Origin of the sequence: Limnoglobus roseus, assembly GCF_008254045.1 — a bacterium.
Lineage (GTDB): Bacteria > Planctomycetota > Planctomycetia > Gemmatales > Gemmataceae > Limnoglobus > Limnoglobus roseus.
On the sequence record NZ_CP042425.1, the window covers coordinates 1,740,726 to 1,762,836 of the forward strand.

20 protein-coding genes are annotated in these 22,111 nt (G+C 65.0%); 11 read left to right on the plus strand and 9 right to left on the minus strand.

Annotated elements, in window-relative coordinates; translation table 11 throughout:
- Nucleotides 1–188: 188 nt before the first annotated feature.
- Nucleotides 189–3,128 carry a hypothetical protein gene (locus PX52LOC_RS07145; RefSeq protein WP_149109441.1) on the plus strand — a complete coding sequence of 980 codons (2,940 nt, stop codon included), beginning with the start codon at nucleotides 189–191 and terminating at the stop codon, nucleotides 3,126–3,128.
- Between the two features lie 8 nt (nucleotides 3,129–3,136).
- Here the strand turns inward: PX52LOC_RS07145 and PX52LOC_RS07150 are convergent, their stop codons facing one another.
- Together PX52LOC_RS07150 and PX52LOC_RS07155 are read right to left on the minus strand one after the other, a co-directional pair.
- Nucleotides 3,137–4,072 (minus strand): HDOD domain-containing protein, encoded by a 936-nt coding sequence (locus PX52LOC_RS07150; RefSeq protein WP_168218851.1) that lies wholly within the window; start codon nucleotides 4,070–4,072, stop codon nucleotides 3,137–3,139.
- Nucleotides 4,073–4,221: 149 nt separating this feature from the next.
- Nucleotides 4,222–5,616, minus strand: coding sequence for an MFS transporter (locus PX52LOC_RS07155; protein ID WP_149109443.1), 1,395 nt, complete (start codon nucleotides 5,614–5,616; stop codon nucleotides 4,222–4,224).
- A gap of 137 nt (nucleotides 5,617–5,753) precedes the next feature.
- Here PX52LOC_RS07155 and proC point away from each other — a divergent pair, with 137 nt between their 5' ends.
- The 5 genes from proC to PX52LOC_RS07180 all read left to right on the plus strand — a co-directional run bounded on the left by proC (nucleotide 5,754) and on the right by PX52LOC_RS07180 (nucleotide 9,532).
- Nucleotides 5,754–6,572 (plus strand): pyrroline-5-carboxylate reductase, encoded by an 819-nt coding sequence (gene proC, locus PX52LOC_RS07160; protein ID WP_149109444.1) that lies wholly within the window; start codon nucleotides 5,754–5,756, stop codon nucleotides 6,570–6,572.
- Nucleotides 6,573–6,607: 35 nt separating this feature from the next.
- Complete coding sequence (locus tag PX52LOC_RS07165; RefSeq protein WP_149109445.1) at nucleotides 6,608–6,982, plus strand: GxxExxY protein; 375 nt, start codon at nucleotides 6,608–6,610, stop codon at nucleotides 6,980–6,982.
- Nucleotides 6,983–7,045: 63 nt separating this feature from the next.
- Nucleotides 7,046–8,587 carry a glutamine-hydrolyzing GMP synthase gene (gene guaA / locus PX52LOC_RS07170; protein WP_149109446.1) on the plus strand — a complete coding sequence of 514 codons (1,542 nt, stop codon included), beginning with the start codon at nucleotides 7,046–7,048 and terminating at the stop codon, nucleotides 8,585–8,587.
- Between the two features lie 101 nt (nucleotides 8,588–8,688).
- Nucleotides 8,689–9,051 carry a GIY-YIG nuclease family protein gene (locus PX52LOC_RS07175; RefSeq protein ID WP_149109447.1) on the plus strand — a complete coding sequence of 121 codons (363 nt, stop codon included), beginning with the start codon at nucleotides 8,689–8,691 and terminating at the stop codon, nucleotides 9,049–9,051.
- Nucleotides 8,987–9,532, plus strand: a complete 546-nt coding sequence (locus tag PX52LOC_RS07180) for a DUF4357 domain-containing protein (protein WP_149109448.1) — start codon at nucleotides 8,987–8,989, stop codon at nucleotides 9,530–9,532. The genes PX52LOC_RS07175 and PX52LOC_RS07180 overlap by 65 nt, the downstream gene beginning before the upstream one ends.
- 45 nt (nucleotides 9,533–9,577) lie before the next feature.
- Here PX52LOC_RS07180 and PX52LOC_RS07185 read toward each other — a convergent pair whose 3' ends face one another.
- Genes PX52LOC_RS07185 through PX52LOC_RS07200 form a run of 4 tightly spaced genes read right to left on the minus strand, consistent with a single transcriptional unit; the run spans nucleotide 9,578 to nucleotide 13,415 of the window.
- On the minus strand, nucleotides 9,578–10,393 hold the full coding sequence (locus PX52LOC_RS07185; protein ID WP_149109449.1) for an ArsI/CadI family heavy metal resistance metalloenzyme: 816 nt from the start codon (nucleotides 10,391–10,393) through the stop codon (nucleotides 9,578–9,580).
- A 13-nt stretch (nucleotides 10,394–10,406) separates the two neighbouring features.
- On the minus strand, nucleotides 10,407–11,162 hold the full coding sequence (locus PX52LOC_RS07190) for a phytanoyl-CoA dioxygenase family protein (protein WP_149109450.1): 756 nt from the start codon (nucleotides 11,160–11,162) through the stop codon (nucleotides 10,407–10,409).
- A complete protein-coding gene (locus tag PX52LOC_RS07195; protein WP_149109451.1) occupies nucleotides 11,159–12,382 on the minus strand; it encodes an MFS transporter in 1,224 nt (407 codons plus the stop codon). Before PX52LOC_RS07195 ends, PX52LOC_RS07190 begins: the two co-directional genes overlap by 4 nt.
- A gap of 4 nt (nucleotides 12,383–12,386) precedes the next feature.
- Complete coding sequence (locus PX52LOC_RS07200; RefSeq protein ID WP_149109452.1) at nucleotides 12,387–13,415, minus strand: DUF1559 domain-containing protein; 1,029 nt, start codon at nucleotides 13,413–13,415, stop codon at nucleotides 12,387–12,389.
- A 160-nt stretch (nucleotides 13,416–13,575) separates the two neighbouring features.
- Between PX52LOC_RS07200 and PX52LOC_RS07205 the strand changes: the two genes are divergently transcribed.
- From PX52LOC_RS07205 to PX52LOC_RS07215, 3 genes are all read left to right on the plus strand, one after another.
- Nucleotides 13,576–14,790: a cofactor-independent phosphoglycerate mutase gene (locus PX52LOC_RS07205; protein ID WP_149109453.1), complete on the plus strand. Its 1,215-nt coding sequence runs from the start codon at nucleotides 13,576–13,578 to the stop codon at nucleotides 14,788–14,790.
- A 101-nt stretch (nucleotides 14,791–14,891) separates the two neighbouring features.
- On the plus strand, nucleotides 14,892–16,631 hold the full coding sequence (locus tag PX52LOC_RS07210; protein ID WP_168218852.1) for an alkaline phosphatase family protein: 1,740 nt from the start codon (nucleotides 14,892–14,894) through the stop codon (nucleotides 16,629–16,631).
- Entirely contained in the window at nucleotides 16,628–17,254 is a 627-nt protein-coding gene (locus PX52LOC_RS07215; protein ID WP_149109455.1) for a SpoIIE family protein phosphatase, read from the plus strand. The genes PX52LOC_RS07210 and PX52LOC_RS07215 overlap by 4 nt, the downstream gene beginning before the upstream one ends.
- A 21-nt stretch (nucleotides 17,255–17,275) precedes the next feature.
- Here the strand turns inward: PX52LOC_RS07215 and PX52LOC_RS07220 are convergent, their stop codons facing one another.
- Nucleotides 17,276–18,274: a tetratricopeptide repeat protein gene (locus PX52LOC_RS07220; protein WP_149109456.1), complete on the minus strand. Its 999-nt coding sequence runs from the start codon at nucleotides 18,272–18,274 to the stop codon at nucleotides 17,276–17,278.
- A 105-nt stretch (nucleotides 18,275–18,379) separates the two neighbouring features.
- Here PX52LOC_RS07220 and PX52LOC_RS07225 point away from each other — a divergent pair, with 105 nt between their 5' ends.
- Nucleotides 18,380–18,910 carry an O-acetyl-ADP-ribose deacetylase gene (locus PX52LOC_RS07225; RefSeq protein ID WP_149109457.1) on the plus strand — a complete coding sequence of 177 codons (531 nt, stop codon included), beginning with the start codon at nucleotides 18,380–18,382 and terminating at the stop codon, nucleotides 18,908–18,910.
- Between the two features lie 195 nt (nucleotides 18,911–19,105).
- Complete coding sequence (locus tag PX52LOC_RS07230) at nucleotides 19,106–19,846, plus strand: YdjY domain-containing protein (RefSeq protein WP_149109458.1); 741 nt, start codon at nucleotides 19,106–19,108, stop codon at nucleotides 19,844–19,846.
- 82 nt (nucleotides 19,847–19,928) lie between these two features.
- Here the strand turns inward: PX52LOC_RS07230 and PX52LOC_RS07235 are convergent, their stop codons facing one another.
- Nucleotides 19,929–20,933 (minus strand): 3'-5' exoribonuclease YhaM family protein, encoded by a 1,005-nt coding sequence (locus PX52LOC_RS07235; RefSeq protein WP_149109459.1) that lies wholly within the window; start codon nucleotides 20,931–20,933, stop codon nucleotides 19,929–19,931.
- A 22-nt stretch (nucleotides 20,934–20,955) separates the two neighbouring features.
- Nucleotides 20,956–22,020 (minus strand): glycosyltransferase family 2 protein, encoded by a 1,065-nt coding sequence (locus PX52LOC_RS07240; RefSeq protein WP_168218853.1) that lies wholly within the window; start codon nucleotides 22,018–22,020, stop codon nucleotides 20,956–20,958.
- Nucleotides 22,021–22,111 lie beyond the last annotated feature (91 nt).

Sequence of the window (22,111 nt, forward strand, 5' to 3'; positions counted from 1 at the left end):
GGTCCGTCGCGTTTTCCCCCAACCCAACGGGAAACACCGGCTCTTGAGAACGACGGGTGATACCGGGGGCGGGGGCGGGTGTCAATCGCGAATCGAGACCAGTGCCGGTTTTCACTTCGCCTTCCGCTGCTTTCGCGAATGGGGTATACGCCTCTGTCCGGGAGTCTGCCCCGTGCGGAGCGTGTGGTATGCGTCAGCGTTTCCTCGTCTGGGTCGTCGTGGCGGTCGCGGGATTTGCGGCCGTGGTGGTCGCCCAACAGCCGGAGGCCGACCGCGGGCACGTCCACCGGGACGGCTTCGCCGGCCGGGAGCCGGCGTGGGTCGCCGGGGCCACGAACATGAAGGTCACCGAGCGTGACCATCGGATCGTCGCGAACTCGTACTTCAACGCCCCGTCGTCGGAATACTTGAAGGTCGAGGCGCAACCGGCCAGCAACAAGGCCGACGCGGAGTTCGTCTACTACACATACGACACGCCCGCCTGCCCGGTCCAGGGTGCCGCCGGCGAGGAGCCGACGGCCAGCGTGTGGGTGAAGAGTTTCCGGTCCGGCATCCAACTGCGGGCCCGCGTGGTGCTGCCGAAGGAACGCGACCCGAAGGCGCCGGAAACGCCGCTGACCACGGTCATCGTCGGCGACACCTACCCGGACGAGCGCATCCGGTCGTGGCACCGGCTGACGATCGGCAAGCCGGCCGACGCCCTGCGAAAGCAACTCCCGGTTCTGCGGGCGCAACTCGGCCGCGAGATCGACCCGGCGGGTGCGTACATCGACCAATTGATCCTGAACGTCTACGCCGGGCCGGGTATCAACGAGGTCTGGATCGACGACCTCGATATCGGCCCGTGCACGGTGGACCCGAAGAAGCCGCTCAAGGGCATCGGCCGGCCGGTCAGCCGCACGAAGACCCCGGGCAAACTCGACGCGCCGCCGGGCACGCTGCCCAACGGCGTGGCCCACCCGTACTCGGTCGAGTTCGTCGCCGGCCGGATTCTCATCGACAAGAAGCCGTTCTTCATGCGGGCGGTGCGGCACGCCGGCCAGTCGCTGAAGGGGCTGCGGGACTTCAATTTCAACACGATCGCCTTCCCCGCTAACGTCGATGCGGCCCTTGTCGATGACGCGGTGGTGAACAACTCGTTCATGGTCCTGGCCGAAGTGCCGGTCGTCGGCAGCGGCGACCCCGGCTCGGAGACGCCGATCAGCGTCGGCCGCGACGCCGACCGACTGATCGAAAACTTCCGCCGCTTCCGGTCCGGTGACGGCGTTTTGCTGTGGGACCTCGGGGCGGGCCGGACGACGGAACAACTGCGATCCGTCGCCCGCACGTCCGAGTCGATCCGCGAGTACGACCCGCGGCGGCCCCGCGGCGTGGACCTGTGGGACGGGTACTCGGCCTACTCGGAACACCTCGACGTGATCGGCAGCCACCGCTGGCCGCTTTTCACCAGCCTGGAACTCGACAAGTACCGCGAGTGGCTGCTCCAACGCCGCGCGCTGACCTCGCCCGGCAAGTTGATGTGGACGTGGATTCAGACCCACATGCCCGAGTGGTACCTCGCCCTCGCCACCGGTAAGGCGAAGCCGGGCCACCTGGACTCCCCGCTCGGCCCGCAGCCCGAACAGATCCGCTTGCTCACGTACCTTGGCCTCGCGTCCGGGTACCGCGGCCTCGGCTTCTGGACCGACGAGTTCCTGACGCCGGACCTGGCCGCGTCGAACTCGTCCGGCCGGGACCGGATGATCGAACTGTACCTATTGAACACGGAACTCGAACTGCTCGAGCCGGTGCTCTTCGGCGTCGAAGACGAGAAGACGATGTGGGTGCCGACCAACAACTTCTTTGTGAAGGCGGCCGTACTCCGCGGTAAGCGGGGCATTATCGTCCTGCCGGTGTGGGTCGGGCCGCAGTCGCAGTTCTGCATGGACCAGGGGTCCATGGACGGGCTGAAAATCACCGTCCCGCTCGTGCCGGACGGGGCCGACCCGTGGCTGTTGACACCGGCCAACTACGAGAACCTTCGAGCGACCGGGGGCGTGCGGTCGGTGCCGGGCGGGGTCGAGGTCACCATCCCGAAGTTCGACCTGACGGCCGCGATCGTGTTCACCAGCGACCTGACGCCGGACGGGTTGGTCGTCCGCTGGCAGGACAACATCCGCAACGGTTCCGCGAAGCGGGCGGCCCAACTGGCCATCGAGCAGGCGAAGGAAATCTACGAGAAGGTGCACGCGGTCCACGAACAACTCGCCGGCGTCGCGCCGCCGGTCCGCGGGGCCGACGAACTGTTCGCCCAGGCGCGGCTGTCGATCGAGCGGGCGGTGAAGGCGATGGCGAACAACCAGCCGGACGTGGCCTACCGCGACTCGCGGACGGCCCTGCGGCCGGTGCGGGTCCTCATGCGAGAGCACTGGAAGAACGCCACCGTCGTTCTGAGCACGCCGACCTCCAGCCCCTACGCGGTGAGTTTTTACACGCTGCCGCAGCACTGGGAACTGGCCCGCCGCATTCAGGGGGCACGGCCGGGCGGGAACCTGCTCCGGTACGGCGACTTCGAATTGAGCGTTAAGGCTCCGGAGGAGGGGGCGGCCGTGAACTCGCTGCCGGGCTGGACGACCCGCGAAACCCACCTGGACGCCGTGAAAGCGGGGGCGACGATCATCAACGTCTCCGACGTCCTCCGGGGCGGGCGGAAAGAATCGGACCCCGTCCCGCCCGGCGCCCCGAACCTCGGCCGGCACTGCCTGCGGTTGCTCGTTACGGCGGTCATCCCGAAAGACGAGAAGAACCCGAAAGAATTCCGACCCCCGACGGCCCTCGAGCGCGTCTCGCTCGCCGTGGACACGCCGGCCGTCGCCCTGCCGCCCGGGTCGTGGGCGCGGGTCAGCTTCTGGGCACTGAGCTCGGACATCAAGGGGAGCGCCGACGGGGCGTTGGTCTTCGACAGTGTCGGCAGTGAGCCGCTCGCGGTCCGGCTGGAACCGTTCAAGTGGAAGCAGTACTACCTCTACCGCCAAGTGAAGGCCGACGGCAAGCTCGCGGTAACATTCGCCCTCACCGGCATCGGGTTCGCGTTCTTCGACGATGTCCGCATCGAGCCGATGGAATTGCCGCCCGCGGCCGGGCGGTAGGCGGGTCATCAGGGCGATAGGGTCTTCATCAAGCGGCGGGCTTCGCGAACCGATTCGACCGCGATGGCCGGTAGCTTCTCGCGGAGTTGCGACAACCGCTCCCGGTCGAGACCCTTGCTCATTTCCGAGAAGCCGACCGCCGCCGCCAGGTCAAACTTCTGCACGTTGTGCTGGGATTGGATGTGGTTCGCCAGCGCGTCGGCGAACGCGACCAGGCCGACGAGTTCACGGAAATGCGGCTCGCGGGCCGGGGTATGGTGGTTCGAGATCACGCGACCGAGCGCCTTCGGCAAGTTATTTTTGATCGCGAACATGCCGCCAACGGCGCAGTGGTCGGTCCCGTAAACCCCCCGCTCTTCCGCGCAGACGTTCTCGGCTTCGTCGAAGTTCGACAGGTTGGCCGCCGCGAAGTGGTCGGGGGCTTTCACGCAAATCACCAGTCGGCCGATGTCGTGCAGCAACGCCCCGGTGAACTCCTCGCCTTGCAAATCGAGCCGCAGAACGCGGTTCACCGCCGAGGCCAGGAGTGCTGTGAACAGGGAGTGCCGGAGGATCGTTTCGCACGCCACGCGGACCGGCAGCGGGTGCTTCGAGTACAGGCCGGTCAGGCCGATGGACGAGATCAGGTTCGCACAGCCGCGAAGCCCCAGCCGGTTGACGCCCAGCCGAACGTCGGCGATTGGCACGCTCCCACCGTAGACGGGGCTGTTGGCGATCTTCAATACCGTTGCGGCCAGTAGGGTGTCGCGGCAGATCAAAGCGGCCATGTCGGCGAGGGTGCTGTTCGGGTCGTTGGCCAGCGTCATGGCCTTAATGACCGTGTCCGACAGGTGCGGCAGCGTTTCAATCTTCTCCAGGTCCGCCAAGAGTTTCTGGTTGAGCGGAACCGATTTGAGGGTGATTTGGGGAGAAGCCTGACGCTTCGCGAGGAGTGCCTGAGACATAGTAACCTTGGGCCAGTCTATGGACATCGAACGCGGTGTCTTACACCATAGAATCGGCCCCCGGTCGGCGGTGCCGTGTAGCCCCGAAAAATGAAAGAATCCTCCGTCAAATGACAGAGGATTTGATGACAGCTTACTTCCTACTGAAATCACTCCGGCAGAGGCTTACCCTTCGTCTCGGGCAGGAACGGCAGGGCGATCAGACCCAACAGGAAGACGCTGCACATCGTTACGCCGGCGTAGCGGAATGCATCATTGCCGTAGCCGGCGAACACCGTGGACGTGAGTTGGGCCAACGTGAACGGTCCCGTTGCAGCCAGGAACCGACCGGCGTTGTAGCAGAAGCTTGTGCCGGTACTGCGGAACCGCGTGGGGAATAACTCCGGCAGGTAGATGGCGAAGCCGCCGAAGAGCGCGAGTTGGCAGAAGCCCATAATCGGGATCATCCAGAAGATGTCGTCGCGGGTCCGCAGGTTGAAGAACGTGTAGGACGTGGCGATGGCGGCGAGGACGAAGAAAATCGCGAACGTCGGCCGGCGGCCGAGGATGCCCGTCACCCAACTGAACGCGAAGATGCCGAGGAACGCGCCGAGGTTCTGAACGAGCGACGTGATGCCCCGCCACTTGCCGAGTTCCCCGCTCAGTTCGGCCCCGTCGAATCCTTCCGCCCTCAAAGTGCTTTCCAGAGCTAGTGTTGTGAGCCGCGGCGAGAAGAAGCCGATGCCCCACAAGCCGATCACACCGGCGCTCGTGAGCAAAAGCCCGAGCAACACCCGCTTATTCCACGGCGGCGTCGTCAGGATGGCGGTTAGTGTTCCGAAGAACGCCTGCCACGGCGACGGCCGTACACCCGCCGCTTCCGCCGCCCGCATTGCCTTCCACTTCTCGGGTTCCTTCAGCGTGAACTGAACGATGGCGAGCAGGATGCCGGGGATGATGCCGATGAGGAACATCACCCGCCACGGCGTGAGCCACTCCCCGGCTGGGAAGCTGCCGCTCTTCTGCAGTGACCCGAGGCCCATGCTAATCAGTGCCGCCCCGCAGTTGCCGATGACGCTGGACGCCTGAAACATGCCGAGAATGTACGGTCGCGCGTTATCGGGCACCGTCTCGGCCAGCAGCACGACGGCGGCTGCAAACGCCCCGCCAACCCCGAGGCCGGTAAGCAGTCGGTAGAACATGAAGTCGATCACGCCGGTCGAAAGCGCACTCAGACCGGTGAAGAGTGCGTACAGACCGATGGTGGCGGTCAGCGTCTTCACGCGACCGATTCGGTCCCCCAGCACGCCGAAGCCGATGCCACCGATGGCCCAGCCGATCATGAACACCGCCGTCGCGTAACCGCCGAGTTTGCCGACCTCCGGGTCGGACACGGCTTTGCCCATGAGCGAGCCGATGGCCGGATCGCGGGCCAGGACGAACAGTTGTTGGTCGAGGCAGTCCAGGTCCCAGGCGAGGCAGCACACGATGAACACGAACCACTGGTAGCCGTTGAGGTCTTTGAGGCTGGCCCAGCCGGTGCGGGGCGTGGAGGGGTTGGACATGGGCATTCTCAGCCGTGCGGGTTGGGAGGGTTCGCGATGGTATATCCGCCGGCCGGCTAAACCGCCAGCATTTCCGCCCGCGGCCGGAAGTTGCTATGATGATGGCTTGTTCCAGGACACGCCTTGAGGCTGAAGCGATGACAACCCCGCTCGCGATTGGCTTCCTCGGGGCCGGGCAGATGGCGACGGCCCTCGCCAAGGGGTGGGCCGCGGCCGGACTGCTCGACGCGAACCGCAGTGCCGCCAGCGATCCGTACCCGGCCCCCCGCGAGAAGTTCACGGCCACGACCAACGTGCGGGCCGTCGAGTCGAACGCGGAAGTCGTCGCGAAGACTGATGTCATCATCCTGGCCGTGAAGCCGCAGACGATGAGTGCGGCCCTCGCCGAGGTTCGCTCATCGCTGACCGACAAGAAGCTCGTCGTCTCAATCGCGGCCGGCATTACTCTCAAGCAACTCGCCGAGAACCTCGGTACCAACACACGGCTGGTCCGCGTGATGCCGAACACGCCGTGCTTGCTTGGGGCGAGCGCCGCCGGCTTCGCCGTTGGCCCGGCCGCGACGAAGGCCGACGGTGACCTCGTCGCCCGCCTCTTCAACGCCGTCGGCAAGGCTTACGCCGTCCCGGAAAGCCAACTTGACGCCGTGACCGGCCTCAGCGGCAGCGGGCCGGCCTTCGTCTACGTGCTGATCGAAGCCCTGGCCGACGGCGGCGTGCGGGTCGGCCTGCCCCGTGACATTGCCCTGTCACTGGCGGCCCAGACGGTCTTCGGCTCCGCGAAGATGGTCCTCGAAACCGGCACCCACCCGGCCGCCCTCAAGGACGCCGTCGCGTCGCCCGGCGGCACGACCATCGCCGGCCTTCACGCCCTGGAACGGGCCGGCTTCCGCGCCGCCGCGATGGACGCCGTCGAAGCGGCCGCGAAGCGGGCCACTGAACTAGGGAGCAAGAATTAACCACAGAGGACACAGAGAGCACAGAGGTAGGAGAAATGGAAGAGCGGGATCCTTTGAGCGCGGCCGTCATCGGTGCAGCCATTGAGGTTCATAAATTGCTCGGCCCCGGATTGCTGGAAGTGCTGTATCATCGCGCACTCCGGCACGAATTGGCCCTGCGCGCCATCCCATTCGCGTCCGAACAGCCTGTGCCGGTCCATTACAAAGGGCATCACCTCGGCGACGATCTCCGATTGGATTTGGTCGTTTCTAACGAACTAATCGTGGAGTTAAAAGCAGTTGAACACCTTCATTCGATCCACGACGCTCAACTGATAACCTATTTGAAGCTAACGGGACTGCGGAAAGGACTTCTCTTGAACTTCAACGTGAAACTACTCAAGGACGGCATCAAACGAATCGTTCTCTAATCTCGATGTTCTCTTAACTCTGTGCTCTCTGTGTCCTCTGTGGTTAAATTGTCGGACATCACAATGAACCAAGAACTCGTCCTCGTCTTCGATTTCGGCTCGCAGTTCGGGCAACTCATCGCCCGGCGGGTGCGGGAGCAGAACGTCTTCTGCCAACTCGTCCGGCACGACATCACGGCCGAGCGGGTGAAGGAACTCAACCCGAAGGGCATCATCTTCTCCGGCGGGCCGTCGAGCGTGTACGAGGCCAAGGCCCCGAAGTGCGACCCGAAGATTTTCGACCTGAACATCCCGGTCCTCGGCATCTGCTACGGGATGCAGTTGGCCTGCCACACGCTCGGCGGCAAGGTCGCGCCGGCCGCCGCCCGCGAGTACGGCCGGGCCACGCTGAACGTGACGAACGCGGACCAACTCTTCCGCGGCTACCCGCCGGAATCGACCGTGTGGATGAGCCACGGCGATCAGGTCCACACCATGTCCGGTGATTTCGTCCCGCTGGCCAGCACCGACACCTGCCCCGTCGCCGCGGTCAAGCACACGTCGCGGCCGGTGTACGGCATTCAGTTCCACCCAGAAGTCAGCCACACGCCGCACGGCGGGCAGATCCTCGCGAACTTCCTCCGCGACGTGTGCGGTTGCCGCGGCCTGTGGAAGATCCAGACTTTCATCGAAGAAACCGTGCAGACGATTCGCGCCCAAGTTGGCGACAAGCGGGTGATCTGCGGCCTGTCCGGCGGCGTCGACTCGGCCGTGTGCGCGGCCCTGTTGGTGAAGGCCATCGGCCCGCAGGTGGCGTGCATCTACGTGGACAACGGCATGATGCGCGAGGGCGAAACCGACCTCGTCCGCCACACCTTCCGCGACTGGTACAAGGCCGACCTGAGCGTGGTTCACGCTTCCGAGCACTTCCTCGCGGCGTTGCAGGGCGTCACCGACCCGCAGGAAAAGCGGAAGATCATCGGCCGCGTGTTCGTGGAGATTTTCAAGAACGAGGCGAAGGCGATCCCCGACGCGCACTTCCTGGCACAGGGCACGCTCTACCCGGACGTGATCGAGAGCGGCGGTTCGAAGGACGGCCCGGCCGCGACGATCAAGTTGCACCACAACGTCGGCGGACTGCCGGCCGAACTCGGCTTCGAGTTGGTCGAACCGCTCCGCGACTTGTTCAAGGACGAAGTCCGCCGCCTCGGCATCGAACTCGGCCTGCCGGAAGACGTGGTCTGGCGGCACCCGTTCCCCGGCCCCGGCCTTGCCGTCCGCTGCCTCGGCGAAGTGACGGCCGAGAAACTCGCCACGCTTCGCAAGGCCGACACGATCTTCCTCGACGAACTGCACAAGGCCGGGTGGTACCGCAAGACCTCGCAGGCGTTCGCGGTGCTGCTGCCGGTGCAGAGCGTCGGCGTGATGGGCGACGGCCGCACCTACGAGAACACGGTGGCGATCCGCTGCGTGCAGACCGACGACTTCATGACCGCCGACTGGAGCCACCTGCCGCACGACTTGCTCGCCCGCGTGTCGACGGCGATCATCAACCGCGTGAAGGGTGTCAACCGCGTCGTCTACGACATCAGCAGCAAGCCGCCGGCGACGATCGAGTGGGAATAACCAATGCGGAGTGCGGAATTCGGAGTGAAGACCAGCGACGCGGAGACTTTGCGGACCGGCGGTGGATACCCAATCGCGGACGACAATCGTGAGGTAATTCGATGCCCGTCGGTCGTGCGATGTCCCTCTTTCTAATTGACGGAGTTCCCGATGGCCGCATCGCGTGTGAACTCTTCAACTGGGCGGGCAAGGCGTTCAAGATTCCGCGTCGCTTGCTAAAGGAGTCGGCCGACCGCTCCGATCTACGAAAGGCTGGAGTATACTTCTTGTTCGGCCGGGACGACGCTCGCAACGAGATCAACAGCGTCTACGTCGGTGAAGCTGAGGAAGTGATTTCCCGGATACCTCAACATCAAGAGAAGGACTTCTGGACCGAAGCACTTGTTTTCGTCAGCAAGGATGACAACCTCAAACAAGGCTCACATCAAGTTTCTGGAGTTCACCATCTACGCGAAGGCTGTTGAGGTCGGTCGGTACGAAGTCCAAAACGGCAACACCCCGAACTGCCCCGTTATTTCCGAGATGGAGCGGGCGGTGATGACGGAGTTCTTTGAGAATCTTCAGCTCTTGGTCGGAACGCTCGGCTACAAGATTTTTGAACCCCTCGTCAGCCCGACGGCAACTTCCGCGGAAGAGTACGTGATTACCTCTTCGAGGGGAGCTGCCGCAAGAGGTCTGTTGTCGAATGAAGGGTTTGTTGTGTTGAAAAACTCCGTTGCCTCGGGTTCCGAGGTGCCATCAACTCCTGATTCGGTTGTAAACGCCCGCCAAAGGCTTCTAGCAGAGGGGATACTCAGCCCTGCCAATGGAATGTTTACTTTCACCCGAGATCACCTGTTTGTGACCCCTTCGGGTGCAGCAGGCGTTGTTTTAGGCAGATCTGCAAACGGTTGGATTGAGTGGCGGGACCGAAACGGCCGCACGTTGAAAGAGAACGAAGAATAATTTCCACGCACGAGTGCCCATCAACGGGACGCCATCACTCTTCCACTACCGTGCCTTGAACGCCTCGATTTGCGTTTCGCGCATCGCGACGGCGTTTCGCACGAAGCACGGCTTGTCGCCGTACTTCAGCGTCTTCAGCCCGACGGCCCCGGCCGACTCGATCGACCGCACCATGTCGGCCATCACCGGCACGTGCCGCACGGCCGACGCGGGGCCGGGCAGGTTCGGGGAGTCCACGGCCGACTCACCCGTCAAGACGTGGATGAACAGTCGGCCGCCCGGCTTCAGCACCCGCAGCGATTCGGCGAGCACCGCATCCCGTTCGCGGTCGGAGAGCGGCAGGTTGAACGTGCCGCGCAGCCGGACTTCGTCGGCGGTCGCGGCGGCCATCGGGATCGCGTCCGGCAGCGGGCCGGTCATCCGGTGTTCGTACACGACCGGCGGGACGGCCGTGCCCTTCACCATCTCAAGCGTCTGCCCTTCGCCGCGGTGGTCGATGTCGCCGTCGAGGGTGTACACCTCCCACATCGTGCCGTCCGGGTCGTGCAGCCAGAACTTCGTCTGCTTCGCGTAGCAGCACTCGACGCCCTCTTCCCGCTGCGACCGCAACCCGGCCGCTTCGAGCCGGACTTGCATCGCCACCAGCGAGGCCGAGTCCGGGAAGCGGAACCCGAGATGGTTGAGCGGCCCGCCGATCGGTCGCGGCGTCGGTTCCAGCGACAGCACCAGCGGCGGGTCGGCGGTCTCGAACTTCGCGTAGTCGGCCCGCAGCTTCGCCGGCTCGACGCCGAACAGGGCACGGTAGAACGCCACCGACTTTTCCAGGTCGGTCACGTTCAGCGACAAGTGGAAGCGGATCATCTCGTGCCCTCGGTCATTCGAAGTAGGTGCCCGTCTTGCCGTACTCTTCGTACTTGCGGACGAGCCACTCCTGGAAGTCTTTGTAGTGTCGTTCGCGCAGGTCGCCGCCGTCGGACTCTTTCGTGTAGCTGAAGTAGAGTTGGCGGCGCGGCCGGTCGGCAAGGTTCGCGTTCGAGCGGTGCGGTGTGAACCCGCCGAAGACCGCCACGTCGCCGAGGGCCAACGTCAGTGGCACCGCCCGCGATTCGTCCACGGTGTCGGCCGGCAGTTCGTGGTAGTTGCCGTCCTCGGCCGTCAGCGAGCCGTTGTGGTGGTAGCCGGGGTAGACGATGGTGCAGCCGTTTTCCTCGTCGGCCGGGTCAAGCGGGACGAGCAGCGACAGGAAACTCCGCGGGAACGTATCTCCCCACGCGATCCAGTCCTGGTGCAGGGCGTACCCCTTCGCGCCGGGGTGCTTGAAGATGAGCTTGTCCTTGAACAAGAACGCCGGCTCGCCGTACAGGTCGTTCAGCAGGCTCAGCAACCGCGGGTCGCGGGCCAGGGCGGCACACGCCGGCGACAGGTCGATGATCGGGTCGAAGGCGTCGAACTGACACTCGCCGGTAAAGACGTTGTCCTGCCACCGACAGCGGCGGTTCTGCGTCGAGACGAGGTGCTTGAACTCCCGCTCGACCCGATCTGCGTCGGCGGCCGCGGCCTGAATTTCCTCCGGGGAGAACACCCCGCGGGCGATCACGAACCCGTCCCGCTCCCACGCCGTTCGGCTCATCGTGCGTTCCTTTCCGCGATCGACACCGGGGCGACCCACGCGAACACCGCCAGGAGAACGCTGCCGCCCGCCAGGAAGGGGAACAGCGGCGCGTACTCGGTGAACCGGGCTTGTACTGCCGGGAACAGCCACTGGCCGAACCCGGAGAGCAGTACCGTCAAGAGTTGGGCAGCACCTTGAATGCGGCCGAGGTGCGCCGGCCCGAACGCCCGCTGCCAGATGCTGAAGAAGCAGACGGTGATGACCCCGCCGGCCGCCGCGAGCGTCATCGCGTAGGCGTAGACCTGCCACTCGGCCACGATTTGCGGGAAGACGGCCAGAGCCGCCGAGAACACCACCAGCGCCCCGGCGAACAGTCGGCCGATGTGTACCTTCGTGGACAGCCAGCCGCCGCCGAGGTTCGCCACGAGGCCGACCGGGATGCCGACAACCGTGGCGTTCAGGAAAATGTCTTTGGCGAACCCGCGTTCCTTCAGGATCGACTCGTTGAACAGCGACGTGCCGGCCGCGACCATCCCGTAGAACGACGTGCCGAGGGCGAACGCCCAGAACGTGCCGGTCCGCAGGGCTTCGCCGAACGTCCGGCTCGGGGCGGCAGCCTCGCCCGACGTACTCGCCCGCAGGACCGACGGCCGGACCGCGAGCGCGCCGACAACGCCGGCGATCAGAACGCCCATGCCGATGCCGAACCACGGGCCGCGCCACTCGTCGGGGTTTGTCTTCACCACGTCCCGCAGTACGCCGAACGCGCCCATGAAGAACACCGTGACCAGGCACGAATATGCGCCGACCGCCCACCGCGAATCGCGGCCGGACGACTTGCCGATGAGCGCCAAACTGACCACCGACAGCGCGCTCTGACCGAGGCCGCGTGTCAGCAGGATGAACGCGGCCAACGGCACGAGCGTCAGCGGTTCCCACTGACTCATCAGCGTCACGGTGGCCGCGAGCAGCGACGCGACGAGGCCGAGAACGACGCGCGGGCCGAGGCGGTCGAGCAAGAACCCGGCCGGCACGCAGAACAGCGCGCCGACCAGGGTCGCGACGAGGTTCACGGTGCCGTAGGTTTCGCGGCCGATCCCGGTCGATTTCAGAATCGGTTCCGTGAACAGCCCCAGGCCGTGCGTGCGGCCGGGGAGGGTGGCCGCCATCGCCAGAGCGGCCACGCCGACGTGGACCCAAACCCAGCGAGACGCGGCCGATGCTTCATCCCGTCCCATGAGCTTAATATTCTCCGATCGGTTCGCCGCCGTTGCGGGTCGCGGCCCCCCGCCACAGCGTGGCGTCCACGGTGTCGCGGGCGAACCGCACGCTGCCGTCCGCGAGGAGGAGGTTCACGCCGCCCGTGTGGCGACTGCGTGCTGCCCGGTAGCCGACGGCCGTGTACGTGAAGTTCGCCGCGGTCGGGTCATTGGCGACGCAGTCGAAGTTCTTGCTGTTCGGCGTGTAGTAGTGGTTGTAGCTCACGCACCGGGCCTCGCCGGACGCCCACATGAACCCGCGGCGGTTCGACCCATTCCAACTCGTCGGCGTGCCGGCACAGTTCGTGTCGCTGGGCAGGGTGCCCGAGTACCCGGTGTACTTGTAAGCCGTCCGCTCGTCGCCCGGCTGGGTGGTGGTACTCTCGGCTCCGTCGCCGAGGATGCTCTCGGACATGGCGGCGGTGTTCGAGGTGCCGTCCGAGATGGCCGTGACCGTGACCCCGTACTGCACCGGGAAGACGCCGTCCGCCGCGACCGGCGAACCGTACCCGCCGCCGCTCAACCCCGACCCGTGGCTGGCCACGTAGTTCGTCGGGCCGATGTCCGTCACACCGTAGGCCGTACTCACCGCGATGGCCCGGTCCGACGGGCAGAGGAACAGCGGAATCTTCTGGGCGACGGCGAACTGATTCGCGGCGGTGACGGTCGCCGGCGATCCCGTGTAGATCGGCTGCTTCAGGTCCATCGCGTTGTAGATGGCCGTCTGTTCCAGGAACGGGTTGAGTTGGGCCAGGACGCTCCAGGTGTACTTGTAGTCCTGGGCGGTGGAGTTCGGCGCGGTGTACGGGTACAACGGCGGGAACTTCTGGTACGAGCCTTCGTAGTTGTGCAGGGCCAGCCCGAGTTGCTTGAGGTTGTTCGTACACTTCAACCGGGCGGCCGCCTCGCGGACTTTTTGCACCGCCGGGAGGAGCAAGCCGATGAGGATGGCAATGATCGCAATGACGACGAGCAGTTCGATCAGGGTGAAGCCGGTTCGACGCGAACGCATGGCAAGCCTTGTGGGGATCAGAGGGCGAATGGGACGCAGGCGGGAGGAAGGTCGATATATCGACACCTGATCGCCAGACAAGGAGTCAAGCCGCGGCGACGGCCGCCCACGCCCGAAGAAGTCGTTCGCCCCTCGGCCCGCGGTTCTTAGAATCTCCCCCATGAAATACGCCATCATCATCCCCGACGGCTGTGCCGACGAACCCGTGGACGCGCTCGGCGGCCTCACCCCCCTTCAAGCGGCGAAGCTGCCGAACATGGACCGGGTCGCGCAACTCGGTCTCGTCGGGCTGTCGAACAACGTACCACCGACGCTAACGCCGGCGTCGGACGTGGCGACCTTGTCGCTGTTCGGCTACGACCCGTTGAAGGTTTACACTGGCCGGGCACCGCTCGAAACGGCCGCAATGGGCATCAAGCTCGGGCCGAACGATTGGGCCATCCGGTGTAACCTCGTGTACGTGCCCGACGGCCACATGCGGGACTTCACCGCCGGGCACATCTCCAGCGAGGACGGCGGGCCGCTGATCCAGGCGATTCACAAGGAACTCGGCGGGAAGGAAGTCGCGGGCGGAATCCTCGAATTCCACCCCGGCGTGCAGTACCGCAACATCCTCGTGTGGCGCGGCAAGTCGGCCGAGTCGCCGTTCGTCGGCATCAAGACGCAAGCCCCGCACGACGTGCCGGACCAGTTGGTCGAGAAGTATCTGCCGAAGGGGCCGGGCGGCGACATTTTGAACGCGCTCATGGAAGCGAGCAAGCCGATCCTTGCGGCCCACCCGGTCAACCAGCGGCGCATCGCGGAAGGCAAGAAGCCGGCCACGCAAGTCTGGCTGTGGGGCCAGGGCAAAGCGCCGGTGGTGGAGCCGTTCCAACAGGTCTACGGCAAGCGCGGGGCGATCATCTCGGCGGTGGACCTCGTCCGCGGCGTCGGCCAGCTCATCGGCTGGGGCCGCATCGACGTGCCGGGGGCGACCGGCTACCTCGACACCGACTACGCCGCGAAGGGTCGCTACGGCGTGGCCGCACTGAAGGACTACGACCTCGTCTGCGTTCACGTGGAAGCCCCCGACGAGGCGTCCCACGAGGGGAAGGCCGACGAGAAGGTGAAGGCGCTCGAGCGCATCGACGAGGCGATCGTCGGCCCGATGTTGGACGCACTACCGAAGTACGGCGACTGGCGCATCCTCGTCGAACCGGACCACCGCACGACGCTCAAGACGCGGGCGCACGCCTACGGGGCGGTCGCGTTCGCAGCGGCCGGCGCGGGCATTCCGGCGAGCGGGCAGACGAGTTATGATGAAGTTTCCGCCGCGGCCGGCCCGAAGAACTTTGACCCGGGTTGGGGACTGATGAAATGGTTCCTGGAAGGGTAATTTCGATTCCCTCGTGGCGGGTCGGCCAACGGCCGGCCGTTGGCCGACCCGCCACGAGGGAGGGAAAGACGCTCCACAAGTCGTCACATCGGACCTCACCCATGCCGCGCCTCACCCTCTTCGCCGCCATCGTCGCGCTCGCCGGCCTTGTGACGGTGGTTCGCCCGCAACCCGCTGACTCGCCGACGGCCGACGGCCCCCGGCCCGCCAAGCGGCCGGTGAAACTCGCGGTGCTGATCGTCTTCGACCAGATGCGGGCCGACTACGTGGACAAGTGGCGGCCGTTGTTCGGCACCCGCGGGTTCCAGCGCATCCAGAAGGACGGCGCGTGGTTCGTCAATTGCTACTACCCCTACGCCAGCACCATCACCGGGCCGGGCCACTCGGCCCTGCTCAGCGGGGCGACGCTCGACAAGACCGGCATCATCGGCAACGACTGGTACGAGCGCGCGTCGGCCGCCACGGTGTACTGTGCCGGGTCCGACCGCTACGAGTTCGTGCCCGCGCCGAAGTCCGGCTCGAAGTCGAAGTCGGTCGGCAACCCCGACAAGATGATGGCCGAGACCGTTGCCGACGTGCTGAAGCGGCAGACCCGCGGAAAAGGGAAGGTGTTCGGCCTGTCGCTGAAGGACCGGGCGGCCATCCTGCCGACGGGCAAGCGGCCCGACGGGGCGTTCTGGTTCAACGGCCAGTTTGTCACGTCCACGTACTACACCGACACCCTGCCGAAGTGGGTCGAGAACTTTAACAACTCGCACGTCGCTGACAGTTGGTTCGGCAAGGACTGGATTCGCAGCCGGCCGGGCCTGAACTACGCTCAGTTCAGCGGCCCCGACGACGTGGCCGCGGAGAGCAACTACGGCGGCCTCGGCATCACGTTCCCGCACAACCTGACCGGCGGTAAGGCGAAGCTCCAGAAGGAGTACTACGACGCCCTCACCGCCTCGCCGATGGGCAACGAACTGCTCCTCGCGTTCGCGAAGCGGTGCATCGCCGAGGAGCGCCTCGGCCAGGACGACGTGCCGGACTTGCTGACCATCAGCTTCTCGTCGAACGACCTGATCGGTCACACCTTCGGCCCCGATTCGCAGGAAGTGCTGGACGTGACGCTGCGGTCCGACGAAGTCGTCGGTGACCTGCTCGAATACCTCGACAAGGTCGTCGGCAACGGCAGCTACTCGGTGTGCATCTCGGCCGACCACGGGGTCGGTTCGATGCCGGAAGTGGCCGCGAAGACGATCCCGGAGGCGCAGGACGCCACGCGGGTCAGCAGCGTGAAACTGATCGCTGGGATGGAGAGCCACTTGGAAAAGACCTTCGGCAAGGCCAACGTGCCGCGACCGGGGACGAAGGACCAGAAGGCCGGCGTGTGGCTGGAAAGCGTGGCCCCGCCGTGGGTGTACCTCAACCTCCGGCAAGTCGAGGCGAAGAACCTGAAGTTGGCTGACGTAACGCGGAGCGTGGCCGAGTGGCTCAAGCAGCAGCCCGGCATCGAAACGGCGTTTACGTCCGAGGAGATTGCGAAGGCCACCCATCCCGACGACGTGCTGCGGATGGTGCAGCGGTCGGCTTATCCCGGCCGGTCCGGCGACCTGTACATCGTGCTGAAACCGTACCACCTGATCGGCGACCCACTGAAGTCGAAGGGCACGACGCACGGAAGCCCGCACGACTACGACCGCCACGTGCCGCTGTTGGTCTACGGCCCCGGCGTCCACGGCGGCCGCCGCACCGAGGGCGTTACCCCGCAGCACGCGGCCCTCATCACCTCGTACTTTCTCGATCAACGGAAGCCGAAGGACTCGCCCTACGAACTGCCGAAGACGCTGCTGAAGCCATGACCTGGCAAACTTCACTCGCCGTCGAATCGTACCGGGCAGCCGGGGAAGATCGAGCGGCCGTCTTTCCCACGCCCTTCGGCTGTCTCGCAGTGGTGGCCGACGGCGTCGGTGGGCGAAGCGGTGGGGCGGCGGCCGCGGATGCCGTGATCGAAGCCGTTCGATCACTTGCGGAGGCGATCGCTTCTCCGCTGGACTTGCGATCCTGGGCGACGTGGCTCCGGCAACTCGACCAGCAAATGGCCGGGGAAGCGACTGTCGGCGAAACCACCGCGGTCATCGCTGCTTTGTCGGCCGCGGGAATCATCGGTGTGGCCGTCGGCGATTCCGTGGCCTGGGTCGCGATCGAGAATCAGTGCCACTCACTGGCGACGGGAAGCGAGCCGAAGCCGTGGCTCGGGTCGGGCGTTGCCCGGCCGGTTCCGTTCGCCCACCTCAATTTGGCGGGAACCCTTCTGCTCGCCACCGACGGTCTGACGAAATACGCCGACCGGCAACGGATCGTCGGGCTACTTCAAAGTGAGACATTGGAGCGTCTGCCGAAACAGCTGATCGACGCAGTCCGATACGGCAGCGGCCGACTGCCCGATGACGTGGGCGTTATCGTTGCGAAATGGGAGGCATGACGCGGTTCGTTGCCGGGTGAACTACTCCCCGTCGCTAGAAAGCCGTAACGCCGACTCCACGTCTTGTAACGCCTCAAGGGCGTCGGGGTATTTCGGGCACAGTTCGAGCGCCTTCCGAAACGACGCGGCGGCTTCAGAGAGCCGACCCTGACCCCGCAAGACCAACCCCAAGTTGAGATACGCCTCGTCGATGCACCCTTCCGGGCATTGCGTTGCTCGGCGATGGGTTTCTTCCGCCTGTTGCAGTTTCCCCTGGCGGGCTTGTACGGCACCCTGAAAAATGAAACTCGCCGCCTCGTCGGTATCCTCCGCGATCGCCTTCTGGTACCACTGCTCGGAAATCGCAAGCTCCCCGCGGTATCGGTGCAAGTGCCCCATTTGGTTGTACAACGCCCAGCGTTTGGTGGGGAAGCGGTCGATGGCATCTCGGTAGACGCGGATCGCCTCGTCGTACCGTGCCATGTGGTAGAGCATTTCGGCGTAGTCGTAAATCACGGTCAGGTCGTCGGGGTGGGTTTGGAGCCATCGCGACGCCAACGCCACGGTTGTCGCGGCTTGGTCCTTGTGCATGGCAAGACGGATTGCTTCCCGGCCGTGAGAACTGAGGGTTTCTTTCTCGTACCCACGCCACTCTGCCAGTTTTCGTATCACAGTCACGTTGTCGGGTTCGACGCGCACCGCCGTTTCATACGCCTCTGCGGCTTGATCGAACTGCCCGAGTTTTTTGAAGGCATCGCCTTGAAGTGAGTGCCCGATCGCCGCGTCGGGATCGAGTTCGGTACCACGCCGGAAGCAGTTCAGAGCCTCTTGATGCTGACCGTTCGCGTAAAAGTAGTTGCCGAGGTAGAGGTGGCCGAACGGGTCGTCGGGATCGAGTTCCAGGGACCGTTCGTAGGCTTCCCGAGCCTCGTCTATCTCCCCCGCGCGGAAGTATAATTTCCCGAGTTGTTGGTAGAGTTCCGCGTCCGTGGGCCGCTCTCGAATCAAGGCGAGTGTGTCGGCAATCGTCTCGGAAGCCATCGGTACGGTCTCGGCAAGGTGCGCGGGGGTGAATTGTTCGGTCGGTTGTCGATGTACGATATAGCAAAGGCCAGAGAGGTTCGCGCATTCGCACCGGAGCGGAGTATGTTCATCCAATCGCAAATCCTCCCCCGCGTTCGCGTCGTGCAGGGCGACATCACGAAGCTGGCGGTCGATGCCATCGTCAACGCGGCTAACGAGAGTTTGCTCGGCGGCGGCGGCGTGGACGGCGCGATTCACCGGGCGGCCGGACCGGAGTTGCTCGCAGAATGCCGCACCCTCGACGGCTGCCGGACGGGGCGGGCGAAGGTCACGAAGGGCTACCGGTTGCCGGCGAAGTTTGTTCTCCACACCGTCGGGCCGGTCTACGCCGACGGCCGCAGCGGCGAGCCGGACTTGCTGCGGTCGTGCTACCGCGAATGCCTGAAACTCGCGGCCGAGCGGTCGGTGGAGTCGATCGCGTTCCCGTGCATCTCCACCGGCGTTTACGGCTACCCGAAGGCGGCGGCGTGTGCGGTGGCCGTGGACGCGGTACTGGAGTGGCTGGCCGGCAACGATTCGCCGAAGACGGTGACGTTTTGTTGCTTCGAAAGTGGCGACGCGCAACTGTACCGGGAGCGTCTCTCGCAGGTCTGAGGGTGGTCACGACATGCCCGAGCGTGAGCGCAATTCGTCCGGCGAATGACGGCCGCCGGTTGAAACCTAGAGCGGAAGCGACGGGGGAAGGCACACCACCCCGTCGCTTCCGTTCGGGGTTCTAATAGTTACGCTTCCTGGCACGCCGCGTGCAATCCGCGCATGCTTCGGATACGATGAACCCCGAGGTGAACCATGAATCGCTTTCTCGTCTCGCTCGCGGTGCTGGCCGTCGGACTGCCGTTGTTCGCGCAGGAAGTGCCGGAGGGCGAGAAGCTGCCCCCGGTGCCGAAGGCCGACCCGAAATCGGAGTTGATCCCGTTGCTGGCGGACAAGTCGCTGTACTTCGAGAAGAAGCCGGACAAGACGCGGCGGGTGCTCGTCGAGACGGACGTGTGCCTGCGCGAGGGGCCACTCGAAGTCTTCCTGACGAAGAAAAGCACCAAGGAACACGAGGCGATCCTGCGGTGCGCGATGGACTCGCGGTTCATCCACAGTGCCCTCGAAGCGGCCGGGGCGAAGATCGGCACGCCCGTGCAGTTCGTGAACCCGAAGACGATGGAGGACGAGTTCAAAGCCCCCACGGGCCAGACGATCAAGGTGAGCGTCTGCTACAACCTGAAGGGCAAGACGCTCACGCACCCGGCCCAAGATTGGGTGTCGAACATCAAGACGAAGAAGACGATGACCGAGGATTGGGTCTTCGCCGGCGGCCGCCTGGTGCAGAACCCGGACGACCCGAAGGCGGTCCCCTTCTACAGTGCCAACAACGGCTCCGTGCTGGGCCTGTCGAACGACTTCGACTCGATGCTCGACTTGCCGGTGCAGGTGTCGAAGGACGACGCCTTCCTGATCTACCGGGCGAACACCGAGAAGATCCCGCCGGTCACGTCGAAGGTGTGGCTGATCCTGGAACCGGAAGCGGAGAAGAAGTGATCGGGCGAGCCGAGCGGCGTAAGCCGCCGGGTGAATCGCTGGGCCAGTCACCCGGCGGCTTACGCCGCTCGGCTCGCCAAATTCAGTCGTAACTGTCCCGCGTGTCGGCGTAGAGGTCGCCGTTCGGGCCGCCCTTGTAGAAGCGGCGTTGCAGGGTCACGTTGAACGGCGTCCACGCGGTCTGGTTATTGCGGTCTTCCCGCAGGTCGCGGAGGACCATGTGCATCCGCGTGTCCATCATGTCGATCGAGTGCAAGAGCATCGCTTCCGGCGTCATCGGGATCTTCGGGCTGCCGTACTCCAGCGTGCCGTGGTGGCTCAGGATCATGTGCTTCAGGCGGATCAGCAGTTCCCGCGGGAAGGCTTCGCCCGTTAGCTCTTCCACCCGCGGCATCATCTCGTTCAGCATCTCGACGCCGATGGTGATGTGCCCCACCAACTGCCCCTCGTCGGTGTAGCCGAAGGTGCGGGCGTAAGACAATTCCTTCGTCTTGCCGGCGTCGTGCAGGAAGACGCCCATCATCAGCAGGTCGCGGTCGGTGCCGGGGTAGAACGCCACGAGGCGGTCGGCGATGTCCATCATCGTGACCGTGTGTTCGAGCAGGCCGCCGACGTAGGCGTGGTGCAACTTCACGCCGGCCGGGCAGGCGGAGAAGTTTCGCATGAACGGGTCGTCGATCAGGAAGCACTCGGCCAGCGCCCGCAGGTGGGGGCTGTTCAGCCGCATGAGGTAGTCGCGGAGGCGTTCGAGCAACTTGCCGACGTTGTGCTCGGTGTGCGGCATGAAGTCGTGCAGGTCGATCTTCTGGTGTTCCACCTTTTCGATGTGGTTCAGCACGATCTGCAAGGAACCCTGGAAGTTCTGCACCTTGCCGTCGGCGTGGACGAAGTCGCCGTTGTCGAAGCTGCGGTACACGGCATCCCCGGCGTTCCACATGCGGGCCGACATGCCGCCGGTGCGGTCGCGGAGTTCCATCTGCACGTACAGGTTGCCGTTCCGGTTGGCCCGCAGTTGCTTGTCGGTGACGAGGTACACGTCGTCGAGGGAATCGCCGTCGCGGAGTTGCTCAACGTACCGCCGGGTCATGTCTTGGCTTCCTTGGTGAAAATCACTGGTCCGCGTTCCTGCCCGCCCGCGCCGCCGGGGCCCACGGCTGCGGGCCGACCCGCACGCCGTCGTCGCGGACGAACAACGCGCGGAGCGACCGCACGCCTTGCGTCATCGGCCGCGGCAGGCACGTCAGGCCCCAATAGGCGAGAGCCTTTTTGTCCATGCCGCACTCGCGCAGCAGTTGGGCGAACCGCCGGTTCGCCTCGCGGTAATCCCTGCGGTCGTAGGCGAGGTAGGCGTAGTAGAAAAGTTCGCCGCGGAGGGTCTGCTTCAACAGCGAGACTTCATCCGCCCCGAGGGGCACGCCGCTGGCCAGGTGCGCCCGCCGGGTGTCGCAGAATTCGAGGGCCATCTTGTCCCAGCCGGTGGTCATCTGGGCCGGGTGCTGAATGTAGATCGCCAACGGGTCCGGGCAGAACGCGAAGACGTGCCGGGCCGCGATCCGCAGGTACAGTTCCCAATCACCGGCTGCGTTCAGCTTCGGGTTGAATCCGCCGGCCTCGGCCAGCACTTCGCGCCGTTGGAATACGGCCCCGGTGAAGACGAGGTTGCGGCGGATGAGTTGACGGTGGAACGCGGTGCGATCAAAGACGCGGAAGCCGTCGACGATGGCGTGCGGCAGTTGCTTGAACTCGTCGCGGCCGGCCCACTCGGTCCACGGCGTGAACCCCTCGGCGTCGTTGCCGACCTTCGCCTCGGTGAAGGCCACGCCGACTTCCGGGTGCCGGTCGAGGAAGTCGATCAACTTCGGGGCGACGCCGGCCAGCCACAGGTCGTCCGAATCGAGGTACGCGACGTACCGCCCGCGGGCGGCGGCGATGCCGGTGTTGCGGGCCGTCGAAAGGCCCTTGTTGGTCTGGTAGACGTAGCGAACGTCGGGGCCGTTCAGTTTTTCGACGACGGCTTTCGTGTCGTCGGTGGAGCCGTCATCGACGACGACGATTTCCAGTCCCGGTACGCCGGCAGCGCGGAGGGACCCGAGACACGCGGGCAGGTACGAGGCCCGGTTGTACGTGCAGACGATAACGCTGAGCGGCGGCGATTCCACCGGATCATGATACAAGACGAGGGTTCGACCGGCCGGGGCCAACGAAAGGCGATTTCACCACAGAGGGCACAGAGAACACCGAGAGAAGCCGAATTTCTTCTGCCTT